Source organism: Streptomyces sp. IMTB 2501, assembly GCF_001953885.1.
GTDB lineage: Bacteria > Actinomycetota > Actinomycetes > Streptomycetales > Streptomycetaceae > Streptomyces.
The window spans coordinates 264,326-281,780 of record NZ_MQUS01000006.1 but is presented as its reverse complement, the minus strand read 5'-3'; the positions used below and the strand labels follow the sequence as shown (position 1 = coordinate 281,780).

The window sequence follows — 17,455 nt, the reverse complement described above, 5'->3', positions numbered from 1 at the left end:
CCCTGATCCATCGGCACGGCGTGCCAGGAAATCCGGCATCATGTGACAGGTATCACCGCTCGGGTGTGACCCTCGATTTAGGGAGCCCCCGCAAGCGGCGATAACCTGCGAGACGGACATGCCGCGCGCTCGGACACCGTGTGCGCCTCCCTTGTGACAAGCGGACGTCACGTTGCCCTTCGCGGCACGCCCACGCATCCAACGAACCGCGAGATCACTGATAGGGACGGAAGCGCGTGGACCTGTTCGAGTACCAGGCGAGGGACCTCTTCGCCAAGCACGATGTACCGGTGCTGGCCGGTGAAGTCATCGACACGCCTGAGGCGGCGCGCGAGATCACCGAGCGTCTGGGCGGCAAGTCCGTCGTCAAGGCGCAGGTGAAGGTCGGTGGTCGCGGCAAGGCCGGTGGCGTCAAGCTGGCCGCCTCCGCGGACGAGGCCGTCGCCCGTGCGACGGACATCCTCGGCATGGACATCAAGGGCCACACGGTCCACAAGGTCATGATCGCCGAGACCGCTCCGGAGATCATCGAGGAGTACTACGTCTCCTTCCTCCTCGACCGTGCCAACCGCACCTTCCTCTCCATCGCCTCCGTCGAGGGCGGCGTGGAGATCGAGGAGGTGGCGGCCACCCGCCCCGAGGCCGTCGCCAAGACGGCGATCGACCCGATCGACGGTGTGGACGAGGCCAAGGCCCGCGAGATCGTCGCGGCCGCCAAGTTCCCGGCCGAGGTCGCGGACAAGGTCGCGAACGTCCTCGTCAAGCTGTGGGACACCTTCATCAAGTCTGACGCCCTCCTTGTCGAGGTCAACCCGCTCGCGAAGGTCGCCTCCGGTGACGTCATCGCCCTCGACGGCAAGGTGTCGCTCGACGAGAACGCCGAATTCCGCCACCCCGAGTACGAGGAGCTCCACGACAAGGACGCGGCCAACCCGCTTGAGGCCGCTGCCAAGGAGAAGAACCTCAACTACGTCAAGCTCGACGGCGAGGTCGGCATCATCGGCAACGGCGCCGGTCTCGTCATGAGCACCCTGGACGTCGTCGCGTACGCCGGTGAGAACCACGGTGGCGTCAAGCCCGCCAACTTCCTGGACATCGGCGGTGGCGCCTCCGCCCAGGTCATGGCGAACGGCCTGGAGATCATCCTGGGCGACCCGGACGTCAAGTCCGTCTTCGTGAACGTCTTCGGTGGCATCACGGCCTGCGACGAGGTCGCCAACGGCATCGTGCAGGCCCTGAAGCTCCTGGAGGACCGCGGCGAGAACGTCTCCAAGCCGCTCGTCGTCCGCCTCGACGGCAACAACGCCGAGCTGGGCCGACAGATCCTCACGGACGCCAACCACCCGCTGGTGCAGCGCGTCGACACCATGGACGGCGCGGCCGACAAGGCCGCCGAGCTGGCCCACGCCGCCAAGTAAGCACTCAGGACGAGGACACAACACACCATGGCTATCTGGCTCAACAAGGACAGCAAGGTCATCGTCCAGGGCATGACGGGTGCCACCGGCATGAAGCACACCAAGCTCATGCTCGGCGACGGCACGAACGTCGTGGGCGGCGTGAACCCGCGCAAGGCGGGCACCACCGTGGAGTTCGACGGCACCGAGGTACCGGTCTTCGGCACCGTCGAGGAGGCCATCAAGGCCACCGGCGCCAACGTCTCCGTCATCTTCGTGCCGGAGAAGTTCACCAAGGACGCGGTCGTCGAGGCCATCGACGCCGAGATCCCGCTGGCCGTCGTCATCACCGAGGGCATCGCCGTGCACGACACGGCGTCCTTCTGGGCGTACGCCGGCAAGAAGGGCAACAAGACCCGCATCATCGGCCCGAACTGCCCCGGCATCATCACCCCGGGCCAGTCGAACGTCGGCATCATCCCGGGCGACATCACCAAGCCGGGCCGCATCGGCCTGGTCTCGAAGTCCGGCACGCTGACGTACCAGATGATGTACGAGCTCCGTGACATCGGCTTCTCGACGGCCGTCGGCATCGGTGGCGACCCGATCATCGGCTCCACCCACATCGACGCCCTGGCTGCCTTCCAGGACGACCCGGAGACCGAGATCATCGTGATGATCGGTGAGATCGGTGGTGACGCCGAGGAGCGTGCGGCCGCGTTCATCAAGGAGAACGTGACCAAGCCGGTCGTCGGTTACGTCGCGGGCTTCACCGCGCCCGAGGGCAAGACCATGGGCCACGCCGGCGCCATCGTCTCCGGCTCCTCCGGCACCGCACAGGCCAAGAAGGAGGCCCTGGAGGCCGCGGGCGTCAAGGTCGGCAAGACCCCGACCGAGACGGCGAAGCTCGCCCGCGAGATCCTGGGCGGCTGAACTTCTCAGCTCCCTGTCGGTAGGCCCGTCCCGTTGGCTGGGGCGGGCCTACCGCGTTTTACGCAGTCGGCAGCACCGCAGTTCGCAGGCAGACGCATCGCCGCTCATCCGGCCAGCGGTGCCAATCGATCCGGCCTCCCCGCGGCAGCGTTCCGTACCTTCGCCCGCCGCGCCTGTTCCCTCGGGGGCGGCGGCCCCATCGGCAGCAGCGGCCCCATGATCCCGACCGGCGGAACCCCCTCCACCGCCTGGGCCGGAGCGATCGGTGCCTCGAAATGCGTCGGCGCCGTCCACAGCGTGAGCGTCGTCGCACCGACGATCGTCCCCGTGAACGCGATCGCCGCCCGGGTCCAGAACACGTTCCGCCGCTCGCCCTCGCGCCGCACCGGCTCCGGCCCGGCCGCGCGCAGCCGTTCGGCCGAGGCCAGTCCGAGCAGCCGGCGGTGCAGCTCGCCGGGGTCGTTCAGTTCCGGCAGCCGCGCGGCCACCGCCTCGCGGGCGTGGGTCAGCCGGTTCGCGGCGGCCGGCGTGCTGGCCTCCGTCTCCGCCGCCGTCGCCGGGAGATCGAGGCCCACACCGTCGTACAGGACGAGCGTGCGCCGGTACGAGGGCGGAAGTTCCAGCAGGGCGTTCAGCAGCGCCCGGTCGGCCGGATCGGCGGGCGGCGGCTCCGTGTGCCGGTACCGGGGGCGGAAGCGGTGCCACGGCGAGAGCGCACAGTCGTACGCCGCCGCCCGCACCCAGCTCCCCGGATCCCGGTCCCGGGCCACCTCGGGCCAGCGCTGCCAGGCCAGCTGGAAGGCCCGCTCCACAGCCTCGCGGGCCAGCTCCCGGCGCCCGGTGAGCAGATAGGTCTGGCGTACGAGGGCGGGGGCGCAGAACGCGTACAGCGCGTCGAAGGCCTGAGGCGGCGTCAGGGGCTGATCCTGCGTCAGCTTCGTCACTGTGCACCCTTTCGTACGAAAAAGCAGATAAACATATATTGAGCGACACATCGGTGGTTCGCCCGTTGCGACGGGAAAGCGCGTGTCATTGGGAGCATGGAGTGCGTGAATCTGATGACCGTTCACCGCACTTCGCTCTCGCCCCTGCTGGCTCGGATGCGGGACCGCGAGCCCGGACTCGCCGCGAGCTTCCTGGGCGGCGCCGTCGCGGCCGGGCTCGGCGTCGCCTCGTTCGCCGTGCTGTTGATGGCGCTGTGGGTCAGCTCGCCGTACCCCGACAGCGGCCCGGGCGGCGCGCTGCACGTCGCTGCCGCGCTGTGGCTGCTGGCGCACGGAGTCGAACTGGTCCGTACCGACACGCTCTCCGGGGCGCCCATGCCGGTGGGCGTGACGCCGTTGCTGTTGCTGGCGCTGCCCGTGTGGCGGGTGTACCGGGCGGCCAGGGACGCGGTGGACCCGCCCGACGACGCCGACGGTCCGCCGCCGGTACCGGCGTGCACGGTGTGGACCGGGGTCGTCCTCGGCTACCTCGGCGTCGGCGCCGCGATCGCGCTGTACTGCTCGGACGGCGAACTGCGCCCCTCGTGGGCCGGGGTGACGGTATGTCTGCCGCTGGTCGCGGCGGGTGCGGCGGCGGCCGGGGTGTGGTCGGCCTACGGCAGCCCGCGCGAACCGGTGCTGCGGGTGCTGGTGGTGGTGCCGGGGCCGGTGCGGCGGGTGGTGTTCGGCGCGGACGCGCGTGCCCGGCTGGGTACGGCCGTACGGGCCACGGGCGCGGCGATGGCGGTGCTCTGCGGCGGCGGGGCGTTGCTGCTCGGGGTGTCGCTGGTGTGGCACGGCGATCTGGCGCGGGTGTCCTTCCTCCAGCTGACGGAGGGGTGGACGGGGCGGTTCGCGGTGCTGATGCTCGGTATGGCCCTGATCCCCAACGCGGCGGTGTGGGCCGCCTCCTACGCGCTCGGCCCCGGGTTCCTTCTCGGCGCCGGGCATCTGGTGCACCCGTTCGCCTCCGATCCGGCCCCGCTGCTGCCACCGTTCCCGCTGCTGGCGGCGGTGCCGGATCCGGGTGCCGGGACGCTGCTGAACTGGGCGGGGGGCGTGGTGCCGGCGGCGGCCGGGGTGACGGCGGGGTGGTTCGTGGCGCGGGGGGCCATGGACTGGGCGGAGCCCGGCGTACCGGTCTCGGCGCGCTGGTCGTTCCTGCGTACCGCCGGGGTGGTGCTGCTGACGGCGGCGGTCTGCGCGGCGGCCTTCGCCCTGCTCGCCGAGCTGGCGGGCGGGCCGCTGGGCGTCGCCGCGCTGGCGAGCTTCGGGCCGGTGTGGTGGAAGGCCGGGGGAGCGGCGGGGGCGTGGACGGCGGCGTTCGCGATGCCGGTGGCGCTCGTGGTACGTGGGTGGCGGGTGTGGGGGCTGCGGACTCGGAACCGAACGGACGAGGGGGAGCCGAAGACGAAGGGTTCGGCCAAGACCACGGAAGCGGGTCCGGACACAGAGACCATCAGAGCCGAGGGCGAGGCGGCGGCCCAGGGTAAGGAGACGGCCAAGGGCGGCAAGGGCAGGGAGCCGGGCAAGGGAAAGGATTCCGCGCGGCCGGAGACGGCGTCCGGGACGACCGGTGGCGACGAGGAGGAGCTGTACGACTTCCTCCCGGCCGACGATCCGTTCCCCTCGGACCTGGACGACGACCTGGCACGTGTCTCCCGCCGGCCGGCCCTGCAAGAACCTGCCGACCCGCACGCCCCCACCGAAACCCCGGCAAGCCCCACCGACGCGGAGCCGCAGCCTCCAGCCGCTCCCACCGACCCGGCGCCGGACACCCCGGAACCCCCTGACACACCGCCCCACTGACCCGCCCCGAATCCCGTGCCCGCAGCTCAGCTACGGCTACGCGGGCGGGGCCTCAGCTGTCGCCGGCCCCCAAGACGCCCCGCAGCTGCTGCGGGAGCAGACGGTCACAGGACTGCTTGGCCTCGTGGGTGAGGGCGTCGTTGACGCACGTGTAGTAGTCCCGGTAGACGAACTGGACCGTGAAGGTCGAGGCCACCAGGACCAGGGCCAGGGAGGCCGTGAGGAGACCGCCGACGGCCGCTGTCGTCTGGGGGCGCCCGGCGCCGGGTGCCGGCGGGGTGTCCGGGTTCGTGCCGCGCGGCTTGGCACGCAGCGCGCTGACGCCCCAGTACAGAGCGAGCACACCCAGCAGCAGGGCCACGTACGGCCAGCTGAACAGCGCGAAGAAGACGGCCCACATGCCGGACAGCAGCGCGTAGCGCGCGCGGCGCTGGGCGGGGTCGGTCGGGTCCCAGCGCATACCGGGGCCGGCCGGTCCGCCGGGCCCCTGGGGGCCGCCGCCGGGCCGCTCGCCGAAGCCGCCGGGGGAGCGCCCGGGCTGGCGGTCGCTCCACTGGCCGCCCCACGGGGAGCCGCCCGCAGGGCCGTGACCATGGCCGTGGCCCTGGGAGCCTTCGGGGTGCCGGGGCTGCCAGGGCCGGTCCGGGGCATCCTCGGGCGGCGGCGCGAACGGATTGTCGTCCTGCTGCCCGCCCCCGCGACCGTCACCCCCGCGGCCGTCGCCTTGCCGACCCCCGCCCGGTCCGTCACCGTCACGGCCACCCTGACCGCCGTGCCCGCCCTGACCCGCGTCGCCCTGCCCAGCCTCCGGAGGAGACGCCGGGCGTTCACGCAGCAGGGCGGTGCCACGCTCGCCTCCCTGGGGCGGGTGCGGAGGGAACGTGAGGAGTCGCAGGCTGCGATCGGGCATCAAAAGAGCGTCTTCCCCTAGGTGAATACGGCTGTCCGATATGAGCTTCCACCCCGACAACGCACCGTACGACCACCGCGTTCCCAGGGCTGCCCCTTCGTGATTCCTTGCGAACGCTACCTTCCGGCCAAGCCCCCGTCCCGTGGGGGCCTTCCCAGGTGCCGGTATCGTTGCTGACGGTCGGCCGCTTCGTAGACTTCCCCGTATCACAGGGCGCGAAGCATTCGTATGAATGTACAGAACGAGGTTCGAGGCGCCGGCCGGACCCGTCGCCACCCGAGAAAGGGCCCCATCGTGGCCGCCACCCCCGCTGGCCCCGCGGTCAAGCGCCTCGTCGTGCTGGTCTCCGGATCCGGTACCAATCTGCAGGCGCTCCTGGACGAGATCGAGCGCACCGGAGCCGAGCGGTACGGCGCACGGATCGTCGCCGTAGGGGCCGACCGCACGGGTATCGAGGGGCTGGCCCGCGCCGAGCGGGCCGGACTGCCGACCTTCGTGTGCAGGGTCAAGGACCACGACAGCCGCGAGGAGTGGGACGCCGCCCTCGCCGGGGCCGTGGCGGCGTACGAGCCCGACCTCGTGATCTCCGCCGGGTTCATGAAGATCGTGGGGAAGGAGTTCCTCGCGCGCTTCGGCGGGCGGTTCGTGAACACCCATCCCGCCCTCCTCCCCAGTTTTCCGGGGGCCCACGGTGTCCGCGACGCGCTCGCGTACGGCGCCAAGGTCACCGGCTGCACCGTCCACTTCGTCGACGACGGCGTCGACACCGGCCCGATCATCGCTCAGGGCGTGGTCGAGGTCCGGGACGAGGACGACGAGAGCGCGCTGCACGAGCGCATCAAGGAAGTCGAGCGAAGGCTGCTCGTCGAGGTCGTGGGGCGGATCGCCCGCAACGGCCATCGCATTGAGGGACGAAAGGTAGTAATCCTGTGACCGCCGAGAGCACCGTCACGGCCGAGAGCGGCAAGCGGGCCCTGCGCCGCGCGCTCGTCAGCGTCTACGACAAGACCGGGCTGGAAGAGCTGGCCCGCGGGCTGCACGAGGCCGGTGTGGAACTGGTCTCCACCGGGTCCACGGCAGGCCGCATCGCCGCCGCCGGTGTCCCCGTCACCAAGGTCGAGGAGCTGACCGGCTTCCCCGAGTGCCTGGACGGCCGGGTGAAGACCCTGCACCCGAAGGTGCACGCGGGCATCCTCGCCGACCTGCGGCTGGACAGCCACCGCGAGCAGCTCGCCGAGCTGGGTGTGGAGCCGTTCGACCTCGTCGTCGTGAACCTGTACCCGTTCCGCGAGACCGTCGCCTCGGGCGCGAGCGACGACGAGTGCGTCGAGCAGATCGACATCGGCGGGCCGTCCATGGTCCGCGCCGCCGCCAAGAACCACCCGTCGGTCGCCGTGGTCACCAGCCCCGAGCGGTACGCCGACGTCCTCGCGGCCGTCAAGGACGGCGGCTTCGACCTCGCCGCACGCAAGCGGCTCGCCGCCGAGGCCTTCCAGCACACCGCCGCGTACGACGTGGCCGTCGCCTCCTGGTTCGCGTCCTCGTACGCCCCCGTCGACGAGTCGCAGTTCCCCGACTTCCTCGGTGCCACCTTCGAGCGCGCCAACACCCTGCGCTACGGCGAGAACCCGCACCAGCCCGCCGCCCTCTACGTCGACGGCACCGGCGGTCTCGCGGCGGCCGAGCAGCTGCACGGCAAGGAGATGTCGTACAACAACTACACGGACACGGACGCCGCCCGCCGTGCCGCGTACGACCACGACGAGCCGTGCGTCGCGATCATCAAGCACGCCAACCCCTGTGGTATCGCGGTCGGTTCGGACGTTGCCGAGGCGCACCGCAAGGCCCACGCCTGTGACCCGGTCTCCGCGTACGGCGGCGTGATCGCCGTGAACCGGCCGGTCAGCAAGGAGCTGGCCGAGCAGGTCGCCGAGATCTTCACCGAGGTCATCGTCGCGCCGGACTACGAGGAGGGGGCCCTGGAGGCCCTCGCCAGGAAGAAGAACATCCGGGTCCTGAAGGCCCCGGGCGCGCCCTGCAACCGGGTCGAGGCCAAGCAGGTCGACGGCGGTCTGCTGCTCCAGGTCACCGACCGGCTCCAGGCCGACGGCGACGATCCCGCCAACTGGACGCTGGCGACCGGCGAGGCGCTGGGCGACGCGGAGCTGAAGGACCTGGCCTTCGCCTGGAAGGCGTGCCGGGCCGTCAAGTCCAACGCGATCCTGCTCGCCAGGGACGGCGCCTCGGTCGGCGTCGGCATGGGCCAGGTCAACCGCGTCGACTCCTGCAAGCTCGCGGTCGAGCGGGCCGGCGAGGAGCGGGCGCGCGGCTCCTACGCGGCCTCCGACGCCTTCTTCCCCTTCCCCGACGGCCCGGAGATCCTCATCGGCGCCGGTGTCCGCGCGATCGTCCAGCCGGGCGGCTCGATCCGTGACGAACTGGTCGTCGAGGCCGCCAAGAAGGCGGGCGTGACGATGTACTTCACGGGCACGCGCCACTTCTTCCACTGACCTCACCGAGGGGTCGGGGGCACTGGGACTTCTGTACGGATATCCGTGCCGGGACCGTCTCCCGGCACTAGCCCTCGCCGGGCAGTTCGCACCACACGGTCTTGCCACCGGGGCCGTGCTCCACGCCCCAGCCCAGGGCCACGGCGTCGATCAGTAACAGGCCCCGGCCGGACTCCTCGTCCGCGCCGGGGCTTCGTCGTACGAGCCAGGCGTGGGCGTCGGGATCGGTGACCTCCAGTCGGGTACGGCCGCCTTCCTGGCGGGTCAGCCGTACCGTGACCGGGGTGCCCTCGCCGACATGGTTGATCACATTGGCCAGCAACTCGCCGACGCAGAGCTGTAGTTCCTGGCACGGGCCGTCGCCCAGATGCTCGCTGACCGCACGGCGCACCTCCGGTACGGCCTTGGGCAGCGCGAGCAGATCGAGGATCAGTGGGTTCACCGGCCGGCGGCCTTGCGCAGGGCCTCCGTCAGGGTGCGGGCTGTCTCCGCGTCGCAGTTCCCGAGGTAGATGAGCGGCTTGGCGTACGAGCTCGCGAAGGTGACCAGGTCGACGCCGAGGGACGGCAGTGTGATGCCGTTCGCCTTCAGGGCGTCGCGGAGCTGTACGACCTCGGTTTCGGTGGCGTTGAGGGGGCGGGGCTGCATGGCCTGTGCCTTTCTGTGATGAATCGCTCACAGAGTGGCGTCAGTTGCCCTACCTTGGAAGACGTTTCGGTTGCGCTGGGTAACTGGTAAACGGCGGTGGTGAGTTGTGCCTGCGCGTAAGGATCCCGACGCCTCGGTGAGCGTCCCCTGCTTCTACGGCGCCGAGTTGCGCTTCAAGCGGGAGGCGGCCGGGCTGACGCTGGAGCAGTTGGCCGAGGGGAGTTTCCGGGGGATCTCGTTCCTCAGCCAGATCGAGCGCGGTGAGCGCCGGATGCCGATGGATCTGGCCCTGCATGTGGACAAGCGGCTGGAGACGGACGGGTTTTTCGAGCGGCGGTGTGAAGATGCCGCCAAGGCGCGGCAGGTGGGGCACGCGTGGTTCTACGCGGACGTCCCCGACATGGAGAAGCAGGCGCAGACGCTGGAGGAGTGGGCGCCCAATGTCGTCCCGGGGATTCTGCAAACCGGAGCGTACTTTCGGGGGCTGATTCGGTGGGGGGATCCGGAGCTGCCACCAGAGGAGGCCGAGGAGCGGATCCGGGCACGATTGGCGCGTGCGGAGTTGTGGAAACGCGAGGATAGGCCCACCTATTGGGGGATCGTGCGGGAGTCGGTCATCCAGAGCACGCCGCTTCCTCCGGAGGTGATGGCCGAGCAGGTGGAGCACATCCTTGATGTCATCCGGTCCACGCGGAGCATTCTTCAAGTCGTGCCGGAAACGATCCCCTGGCACCCGCTCAATCACGGCATGGCCAAGATCATGACCTTCGCTGACGCCCCGCCGATGGTGTACACGGAGGGTGATTTCACCGGACAGATCGTCGACTTTCCGGCTCACGTGCAGCAGTACCGTCGTAGATACGATCTGCTCAGGGCCGTCGCGCTGTCTCCCGAGGCGTCCCTGGCTCTGTTGGAAGAAGCAGTGAGGACGTACAGAGATGCGGCGCAGCAAGGGGATTGACCTAGGTTCCGTCACCTGGCGCAAGAGCAGTTACAGCAACCAAGAGGGTGGCGACTGCCTGGAAGTCGCCAACACCTTCCCTGCCCTCATCCCCGTCCGCGACTCCAAGAACCCGGACGGCCCCGTCCTCCTCTTCCCCGCCCCCGCCTGGGCATGCTTCGTCGGCGGTCTCCGGCCCTCCCCCGAGGGGGCCGGAGACCGCCGACTGTCCCGCTAGGTCAGGTCAGCAGGGACGCAGGGAGTAGATCGGGTCCCACGTCGCGTTTCCGGCCTCGTACGCCGTCGACGTCCAGCGGGTGCTGCCGTCCTGGTTGTAGAAGCTGGCGACCGTGCCCGGCGTCTGGTTGTTGGTGAACGGGCCGTCGCCGGTCCAGTTGTTGACGGTCCAGGTCTGGCACTTGTAGAAGTCGAACTTGGTGCCCTTGACGATCATGCACAGGTGCCCGTAGGCGCAGTCCAGGTCCTTGGCGGTGACCTTCCCCTTCGGGGCCTTGGTGAGGGTCAGGCCGTCGTACCGGACCTTGTCGGCGGAGGCCGAGAGCGCCTTCGGGTGCCCGGTGAGGACCTGGTCGGCCACCTGCTGCACGCCGGTGACCCGGACGCCGTCGGGTGTGGCGGCGGTGGCCGCGACCGTGGAGCCGGCGAGCAGGGCGGTGGCCGCGACGAGCAGCGCGGCGGGCTTGGCGATGTTCACGATTCCCCCATGTGAACGAACGGTGTTGGTCACTCCGCCGTGACGCCTTGGCGGAGTGGTTCCACCGTGCCGCCCTATCCCGTCAGCCGGTACCTCGGAACTCTCAGGGTCACGTCTTTCCCGGCGGCGTGTACTCCTTGAGGTAGTGGGCGACACGGGCGCAGTAGTCGCGGTACTTCGGGGGAACTCCGCCCGTGTCGTTCACTTTCCTGTACGACGTCCGGTAGCCGGCTGCGACCAGCAACCGCTTGTCGCCGGGCAGACCGTCCTTCAGATGGGAGTCGATGAAGCACAGGTAGCGGCCCATGGCCGGGATGGACACGGAGGGGCTCAGTGGCGGCGTGGGTGTCGCCGACGCGGGGACGCCGTCGTCGCGCATCCACCAGCGCAGCACACCTGGGGTCCAGCGGGCGATACCGAACTCCTGGTTGCCGGGGTCGGAGAGGTTCGGGTCGAAGTTGCTCTCGGACTTCAGCATCGCCGCGATGAGCGGGGGCGTGACGTCGGGCTGGGCGCAGGTGTGGGCCGAGTTCACGATGAGCCGGCGATATTCGACCGGAACGCCCTGGTCGGTGCGGAGTTCCGAGGCGCCGTAGCCTGCGGAGGACGCGTCGGTCGAACCGTCGTTGCCGCCGGAGGCCCAGGTGCTGATGCCGTAGCCGAGGGCCGCCACGGCGGCCGTCGCGGCCGCGGCCCCGGCGATCGCCGCCTGCCGGCGTCTGCGGCGCCGGAACAGCCGGGGCAGCCGGGGGGAGCGGCCCGTCCCGGCCGCCGTCTCGACACGGCGCAGCAGCGCGTCCGTGCCGATGCGGTCGGCGTGCGTACGGGTCAGGCAGTCACGCACGATCTCCCGCCAGGCGTCGGGGAGTTCCGGCGACAGACGCAGTTCGTCGGTGCCGCGGGCGTAGGCGGCGGCCGCGTCGCGGCGGGCGGTCGGGGTGCCTCCGGGGAGAGGGAAGGAGTCCGTCAGGACCAGATGCGCCAGGACACCGAAGGCCCATACGTCCGCCGACGGGCGGATACGGCGGCCGCGTTCACCGATCTCGGACCAGAGGAGTTCGGGGGGTGTGTAGTCGGGCGTCGAGAAGGCGGGCGTGTACGCGTGCGTGCCCTCCAGCTCCGCCGCCATGTTGAAGTCGGTCAGCCGTGCCGAACCGTCCTTCATCAGCAGCACGTTGGCCGGTTTCAGGTCTCCGTGCACCCAGCCGGCGTGGTGCAGCTGGGCCAGGCCCTCGCAGATCTGCGCGAGGAGGACGGGGCCGGCGGACGGGCGGGGCTCCGCGTCCAGCAGCGCGGACAGGGAGTGCTCCGCCTTCTCCAGTACGAGGACGGTGGCGCCGTCGAGTTCGGGGCGGGCCGGGTCGTCGACGACCAGGGTCTCGTACATCCGGATCAGCCGGGGCCGTCTGAGCCGGCGGTGCAGGTCGACCTCGCGCTCGATGAGTTCGCGCAGATGGGTCAGTTGACGCGGGGTGCCGGTGCCGGTGGGCAGGAACTTGAGCGCGGCGGTGGGCGGCAGTTCGCCGTCGCCGTCGCCGCTGCGCCTGCCGCCGTACACGCTGCCGAAGGCGCCCGTCGCGATCGGCTCGCGCACCTCCCAGGCGCCGACCCGGTAGCCCCTGGGTACCGGCACGGCGTACGGCTCGGTCACGGGGCCGTCCGGCTCGGGGATCCGGATTCGGACAGCACGACCAGATCGTCCTCCCGCACCAGGTCGAAGCGGAGCGCCAGGGAGACCAGGGACTCCTTCTTGCCGTTGAGGCGGGGACCGGTGTCCGCGGTGTCCGGGCCGGGCTTGAGCCGCAGCTTCACGGCCAGGTAGTCGATGTTCCACTGCACCGAGGTGCGCGAGGCGGCCGGCCAGGCGGGGCGCAGCCGGTCGACGACCTGGTCGACGGTGGGCAGCGGGGCGTGCGGGTCGCCGCGCAGCCGGGGTTCGCACAGGGCGGCCAGGACGGCGAAGTAGCGCTTGGTGCGGTCGACGGAGAAGGCGGGGGCGGTGGGGTCGCCGTCGGGTCCGTCACCGTCGCGCAGGTAGTCGTGGCGCGGCGCCCACACCTCGATCGTCAGCAGGTCACCGGCGGCGGGCAGCACGATCCGCGAGAACTCGAACGGGATGGGCGCCTCCAGCCGGCCCGGGCCGACCTTGATGTGCTCGCCGGCGCCTTCCGGGTTCTCCACGACATACGTCTGGTGCGTGGACAGGTTGCTCAGTATCCAGAACGCGCCCTGCGCGCTCAGCTCGCCCGCCCGGCGTGAGACCCCGTCGTGCGGGATCGTCAGATCATTGTCGGACGCCCGCCCGAAGGTGAGGCGCTCACCGGGGGCGAGCCGGATCTGGCTGCGGTGCGGTCGGTCCTCCGGGGCCGGCGGAGGTACGACGATGATGCTGTACAAAGTGCGTCTCCCCGAGCCTGACGGCCACGCCGGCCGGTACGGCTACGCCAGCCAGACTAGGGGGAGACACCGGGGCCGTGCCTCCCCCTGGACGGGTGAGACACGGCCCTCGGCGCGGAATGGCGCGAACTGGTCTGTCGCGCGGGCGGGTTCAGTACCGCGCGCGGTTGAACCAGGCCTTGCCGTTGGCGCCGCCGACGAAGCAGGCGATCAGGATGCCGAGCACCAGGTGGATGATGCCCAGAATCGTGAACGGGTAGAGGGCGAGCACCGCGGTGATGATGCCGAAGACGAGCGTGGTGACGCGCAGGCCGTTGCCGCCGGTGGTGAACTTCGTCGCCAGGACGGCCGCCCACACCAGCCACGCGAGCGCGAGCGCCGCGAAGGCCCACAGGACGCCCACCGGGTAGTTGGAGAGCGCCGGGACGGAGTTTTCCTTCTTGACCTTGTCGATGGCCAGGGCGCCGAAGGCGAAGACCGCCACACCCAGCACCTGCAGGCCGACTATCACCCAGAGCAGAACGCGGGCCGTGTTGACGTTGCCCGGCATGGTCGTCATCGGGGCGCCGGCGCCGTACGGCTGCTGGACCGGCGGGGCGGCCGGGTAGCCGTAGCCGGGCTGCTGCTGGCCCTGCGGGTAGCCGTAGCCCTGCTGCTGCCCCTGCGGGGCCCCGTAGGGGTTGTTCGGGTCGCCGAAGCTCATGGCGGTGTTTCCTCCGTTGATTTCGAGTGCTGGGGACGAGGAGCGGCACTGCACGGAGGAGAGTTTCTACAGATGCGGTCCGTCCCCCCGTTGAGCTGCCCGCTGCACTGTGCTGCCCATGGTTCTTGACCGATTACTGACTTGTCCAGCCGGACGGCCCAGGTGTTGTGCAAGTGCAACATCATTGATCATCTGCTGACAATGCGGTACGTCGTCCGGTCACCCGGATTGGAACCCGGGCCGGGTCATCCGCGAGGATGGAGGTATGACCGCCCAGATTCTCGATGGCAAGGCCACCGCAGCCGCGATCAAGTCCGATCTGACCGCCCGCGTGGCGGCGCTGAAGGAGAAGGGCGTCACGCCCGGCCTCGGCACGATCCTGGTCGGGGACGACCCCGGCAGCCAGAAGTACGTCGCCGGCAAGCACCGCGACTGCGCGCAGGTCGGCATCGCCTCCATCCAGCGCGAACTTCCGGCCACCGCGACCCAGGAGGAGATCGAGGCGGTCGTCCGAGAGCTGAACGAGGACCCGGCCTGCACCGGTTACATCGTCCAGCTGCCGCTGCCCAAGGGCATCGACGAGAACCGCATCCTGGAGCTGATGGACCCGGCCAAGGACGCCGACGGCCTGCATCCGATGAACCTCGGACGGCTTGTCCTCAACGAGCCCGCGCCGCTGCCCTGCACCCCCAACGGCATCCTCAGCCTGCTGCGAGCCCACGGAGTGGAGATCAAGGGCGCCGAGGTCGTGGTCGTCGGGCGTGGCGTGACCATCGGGCGGCCGATGCCGCTGCTGCTCACCCGGCGCAGCGAGAACGCCACCGTGACCCAGTGCCACACCGGCACCCGCGATCTGTCCGCCCACCTGAAGCGGGCCGACATCATCATCGCGGCCGCCGGATTCCCGCATCTGATCCGTGCCGAGGACGTCAAGCCGGGCGCCGCCGTCCTGGACGTCGGCGTCTCGCGCAACGCCGAGGGCAAGATCGTCGGCGATGTTCACCCGGACGTGACCGAGGTGGCCGCCTGGATCTCTCCGAACCCCGGCGGGGTGGGCCCGATGACCCGGGCGCAGCTGCTGGTCAACGTGGTCGAGGCGGCGGAGCGCAGTGCCGGCTGAGGACGCCCGCGCGGGGGCGGTCACCCGCGGAGCGAAGGGCGCGGGGGCGGTCACCCGCGGTACGGAGCACGGCGGGGAGCGGCCCCAGCGGATCACCCGCCGGTTCCCGCGGATCACACGGGACACCGCGCGACCGGAGGGCGGCGGCCGGGCCGCGCGCGGCGACGCCCCGGCCCCGGCGCGGCAGTGGCCCCTGCTCGTCGTGCTCGGCGCGGTCGCGCTCGGCCTGCTGCTGACCTCGCTCGACCTGTTCCGCGTCGGCAGCCTGCTGATCGGCGCCGCCCTGCTGGCCGGCGCGGTCATGCGCTGGATACTGCCCGGCGTCGGCATGCTCGCCGTACGCTCGCGGTTCACGGACATCGCCACCTACGGCATCCTCGGCCTCGCGATCGTCCTGCTGGCGCTGATGGCCCAGCCCAAGCCGTGGATCGTGGTCCCGTTCCTGAAGGACACCCTGCACTTCACGCTCAGCAGCAACAGGTAGCGCCGTCCGTGCGTGAGAAGTAGCGGTGCCACCGGGCGGCTGAACGGCGGTTCGTCCTCTCCCCCGAGGAAGGACGAACCGCCGCCCGGAATCAGCCTTCCGCCTGTGAACTGCCTGTTCAACGCCTGTTCTTGCGCTGTGGCACGGAAGTGACCGTTCCGCTACGGTGCCCGCGCGCCCCCGCCGATGCACCCGTGCGCCCCCACTCCGGGAACTGGGATCCTTAGGCAGCGCATCCCTGTGGGTAGCCAGCACGGGTACCGGAACGCGGGGCGGTCCGGGGGCCGGGCGCGAGACCAAGAGCACTGAAACCGGGGGGAAGAGGGGGGAACCGATGCCTCGCTGGAAAGACCTGCCCGAGGATCTGGACCCGCAGATCAAGGAGTTCACCAGCCAGGTGCGCCGGCTCGTGGACCGCAGCGGCCTGAGCGTCGCGGCACTGGCCGACCGCACGGGCTACAGCAAGACGTCCTGGGAGCGTTATCTGGGCGGCCGGCTTCTCGCGCCCAAGGGCGCGATCGTCGCGCTCGCCGAGGTCACCGGCACCAATCCCGTGCATCTGACCACGATGTGGGAGCTGGCCGAACGCGCCTGGAGCCGGGCGGAGATGCGGCACGACCGCACCATGGAGGCGATCCGCATCTCCCAGGCGCGCGCCGCACTCGGGGAGTTCGGGGCGGCGGAGGCCACCGGGGGGCCGTCGGGCCGTACGAGTGCCGACTCGTCCGGTCGTAGGGGTGCCGACTCGTCGGGACGTGGGGGTGCCGACTCGTCCGGTCGTACGGGTGGGGGTCGTACGGGTGGAGGAGCATCCGGTCGTACGGGTCGTACCGGTATCGGTGCGGCCATGGGGATCGCCGGTCCGGCCGGTGTCTCCCCGACGATTCCGCCTCAGCCGACGGCCCCGGACGCCGACGCTCGCGAGGGCACGGGCCGCGCTCCGGGCGACCGTGACGGTGCCGGGAGCGGCAGCGGGACCTCGGGCGCCAACTCCTGGGGCCTGGCCGGGTATCAGGGCCCGTCCCGGGCGAGCGCACGCCCCGGCACCGGGGCGGGTGGCGCCGCCGCCTCGGGCGGTGCCGCTCCCGTGAGCGGTGCCCGGCCCGGCGCCTCGCCCGACGGGCCCGGCCGGACCCCGGGCACCCCGAACCCGTACGACGGACAGGCACCGGTGGCCTCCCCCGCTGGGGGCACCCCCTCCGGGGGAGGCACCGCGGCCCGGGGGAGTGCCGGCCGGCAGCGGGTGGTCATGTTCGTCGCGGGGCTCGTCGGTGTGCTCGTCGTCATCGCCGCCGTCTTCTACGTCACCAACCGGGGAGGTGCGCGGCACGAGAACGCCGCCAAGCCGTCCCCGAGCGCGACGCAGGCGAGCCCGCCGCCCGGCGTCAAGTGCGCCGGTTCCGCCTGCGACGGCAAGGACGCCGAGGCCATGGGGTGCAGCGGCGACCTGGTGACCACCGCCAAGACCGCCGTCATCGGCACCACCACCCTGGAGGTCCGCTACAGCAAGGCCTGCGGCGCCGCCTGGGGCCGGATCACCGGCGCAGGCCAGGGCGACAAGGTCCAGGTCTCCGCCGGCCGGGTCCGGCAGACGGGCGAGACCAGCGGGGTGGGCGACACCATCGCGTACACCCCGATGGTCGCCGTGCCGGACCCGGCTCAGGCCAAGGCGTGCGCGACGCTGGCGTCGGGGCGAACGGGGTGCACGAAGTAGGACTGCGCGAAGCAGGAAATCGGGTGGGTGAAATTCCGGGGGCGGGCGCATGGAGGGGCGGATCCCGGGCACGCGTGGGATACCCCCACGGGAGTCCGGCATCCGGTACCCCCACCTGGCGGCCGCCTCCGTCCTTTCCCCCTCTCCCGGACGGGCGGCCGCCCTTTTCGTTCCGACACGCGTGCGCCCTTC

The 17,455-nt window shown here is 71.0% G+C and carries 18 protein-coding genes; 10 read left to right on the top strand and 8 right to left on the bottom strand.

Annotation, left to right across the window (positions count from 1 at the left end; genetic code table 11):
• Nucleotides 1-236: 236 nt before the first annotated feature.
• A complete protein-coding gene (gene sucC, locus AV521_RS13470; RefSeq protein ID WP_076087895.1) occupies nucleotides 237-1,418 on the top strand; it encodes an ADP-forming succinate--CoA ligase subunit beta in 1,182 nt (393 codons plus the stop codon).
• A 27-nt stretch (nucleotides 1,419-1,445) separates the two neighbouring features.
• Nucleotides 1,446-2,330 carry a succinate--CoA ligase subunit alpha gene (gene sucD, locus AV521_RS13465; protein ID WP_076087893.1) on the top strand — a complete coding sequence of 295 codons (885 nt, stop codon included), beginning with the start codon at nucleotides 1,446-1,448 and terminating at the stop codon, nucleotides 2,328-2,330.
• Nucleotides 2,331-2,434: 104 nt separating this feature from the next.
• Here sucD and AV521_RS13460 read toward each other — a convergent pair whose 3' ends face one another.
• Nucleotides 2,435-3,577, bottom strand: coding sequence for an RNA polymerase sigma factor (locus AV521_RS13460; RefSeq protein WP_371917030.1), 1,143 nt, complete (start codon nucleotides 3,575-3,577; stop codon nucleotides 2,435-2,437).
• Here AV521_RS13460 and AV521_RS13455 point away from each other — a divergent pair.
• Nucleotides 3,521-5,122: a DUF6350 family protein gene (locus tag AV521_RS13455; protein ID WP_371917029.1), complete on the top strand. Its 1,602-nt coding sequence runs from the start codon at nucleotides 3,521-3,523 to the stop codon at nucleotides 5,120-5,122. The genes AV521_RS13460 and AV521_RS13455 overlap by 57 nt on opposite strands.
• A 52-nt stretch (nucleotides 5,123-5,174) precedes the next feature.
• Here the strand turns inward: AV521_RS13455 and AV521_RS49260 are convergent, their stop codons facing one another.
• Nucleotides 5,175-6,032, bottom strand: a complete 858-nt coding sequence (locus tag AV521_RS49260) for a hypothetical protein (RefSeq protein WP_076087890.1) — start codon at nucleotides 6,030-6,032, stop codon at nucleotides 5,175-5,177.
• A 294-nt stretch (nucleotides 6,033-6,326) separates the two neighbouring features.
• On the opposite strand from AV521_RS49260, the gene purN reads away from it, so the two are divergent.
• Both purN and purH read left to right on the top strand, forming a co-directional pair.
• Complete coding sequence (purN, locus tag AV521_RS13445; RefSeq protein WP_076087888.1) at nucleotides 6,327-6,965, top strand: phosphoribosylglycinamide formyltransferase; 639 nt, start codon at nucleotides 6,327-6,329, stop codon at nucleotides 6,963-6,965.
• Entirely contained in the window at nucleotides 6,962-8,542 is a 1,581-nt protein-coding gene (gene purH / locus AV521_RS13440) for a bifunctional phosphoribosylaminoimidazolecarboxamide formyltransferase/IMP cyclohydrolase (RefSeq protein ID WP_076087886.1), read from the top strand. Before purN ends, purH begins: the two co-directional genes overlap by 4 nt.
• A 67-nt stretch (nucleotides 8,543-8,609) precedes the next feature.
• On the opposite strand, the gene AV521_RS13435 is transcribed toward purH, so the two are convergent.
• Together AV521_RS13435 and AV521_RS13430 are read right to left on the bottom strand one after the other, a co-directional pair.
• Nucleotides 8,610-8,984, bottom strand: coding sequence for an ATP-binding protein (locus AV521_RS13435; protein WP_076087884.1), 375 nt, complete (start codon nucleotides 8,982-8,984; stop codon nucleotides 8,610-8,612).
• The gene (locus AV521_RS13430) at nucleotides 8,981-9,190 is read right to left on the bottom strand and encodes a hypothetical protein (protein WP_076087883.1); all 210 of its coding nucleotides are present in this window, start codon (nucleotides 9,188-9,190) and stop codon (nucleotides 8,981-8,983) included. Before AV521_RS13430 ends, AV521_RS13435 begins: the two co-directional genes overlap by 4 nt.
• A gap of 106 nt (nucleotides 9,191-9,296) precedes the next feature.
• On the opposite strand from AV521_RS13430, the gene AV521_RS13425 reads away from it, so the two are divergent.
• Nucleotides 9,297-10,151, top strand: a complete 855-nt coding sequence (locus AV521_RS13425) for a helix-turn-helix transcriptional regulator (RefSeq protein ID WP_179023057.1) — start codon at nucleotides 9,297-9,299, stop codon at nucleotides 10,149-10,151.
• Nucleotides 10,129-10,368 carry a DUF397 domain-containing protein gene (locus AV521_RS13420; protein ID WP_076087881.1) on the top strand — a complete coding sequence of 80 codons (240 nt, stop codon included), beginning with the start codon at nucleotides 10,129-10,131 and terminating at the stop codon, nucleotides 10,366-10,368. Before AV521_RS13425 ends, AV521_RS13420 begins: the two co-directional genes overlap by 23 nt.
• A 6-nt stretch (nucleotides 10,369-10,374) precedes the next feature.
• Here the strand turns inward: AV521_RS13420 and AV521_RS13415 are convergent, their stop codons facing one another.
• The 4 genes from AV521_RS13415 to AV521_RS13400 all read right to left on the bottom strand — a co-directional run bounded on the left by AV521_RS13415 (nucleotide 10,375) and on the right by AV521_RS13400 (nucleotide 13,945).
• The gene (locus AV521_RS13415) at nucleotides 10,375-10,845 is read right to left on the bottom strand and encodes a hypothetical protein (RefSeq protein ID WP_076087879.1); all 471 of its coding nucleotides are present in this window, start codon (nucleotides 10,843-10,845) and stop codon (nucleotides 10,375-10,377) included.
• A gap of 109 nt (nucleotides 10,846-10,954) precedes the next feature.
• On the bottom strand, nucleotides 10,955-12,496 hold the full coding sequence (locus AV521_RS13410) for a protein kinase (protein WP_076087877.1): 1,542 nt from the start codon (nucleotides 12,494-12,496) through the stop codon (nucleotides 10,955-10,957).
• Nucleotides 12,493-13,242 (bottom strand): FHA domain-containing protein, encoded by a 750-nt coding sequence (locus AV521_RS13405; protein ID WP_076087876.1) that lies wholly within the window; start codon nucleotides 13,240-13,242, stop codon nucleotides 12,493-12,495. The genes AV521_RS13410 and AV521_RS13405 overlap by 4 nt, the downstream gene beginning before the upstream one ends.
• Nucleotides 13,243-13,393: 151 nt before the next feature.
• The gene (locus AV521_RS13400) at nucleotides 13,394-13,945 is read right to left on the bottom strand and encodes a hypothetical protein (protein ID WP_076087875.1); all 552 of its coding nucleotides are present in this window, start codon (nucleotides 13,943-13,945) and stop codon (nucleotides 13,394-13,396) included.
• A 265-nt stretch (nucleotides 13,946-14,210) separates the two neighbouring features.
• Between AV521_RS13400 and AV521_RS13395 the strand changes: the two genes are divergently transcribed.
• The 3 genes from AV521_RS13395 to AV521_RS13385 all read left to right on the top strand — a co-directional run bounded on the left by AV521_RS13395 (nucleotide 14,211) and on the right by AV521_RS13385 (nucleotide 17,263).
• Nucleotides 14,211-15,065, top strand: coding sequence for a bifunctional methylenetetrahydrofolate dehydrogenase/methenyltetrahydrofolate cyclohydrolase (locus tag AV521_RS13395; protein WP_076087873.1), 855 nt, complete (start codon nucleotides 14,211-14,213; stop codon nucleotides 15,063-15,065).
• Nucleotides 15,055-15,549 carry a DUF3017 domain-containing protein gene (locus tag AV521_RS13390; RefSeq protein ID WP_079249236.1) on the top strand — a complete coding sequence of 165 codons (495 nt, stop codon included), beginning with the start codon at nucleotides 15,055-15,057 and terminating at the stop codon, nucleotides 15,547-15,549. The genes AV521_RS13395 and AV521_RS13390 overlap by 11 nt, the downstream gene beginning before the upstream one ends.
• Before the next feature lie 334 nt (nucleotides 15,550-15,883).
• Nucleotides 15,884-17,263, top strand: coding sequence for an XRE family transcriptional regulator (locus tag AV521_RS13385; RefSeq protein ID WP_076087871.1), 1,380 nt, complete (start codon nucleotides 15,884-15,886; stop codon nucleotides 17,261-17,263).
• The last annotated feature ends 192 nt before the right edge of the window (nucleotides 17,264-17,455 follow it).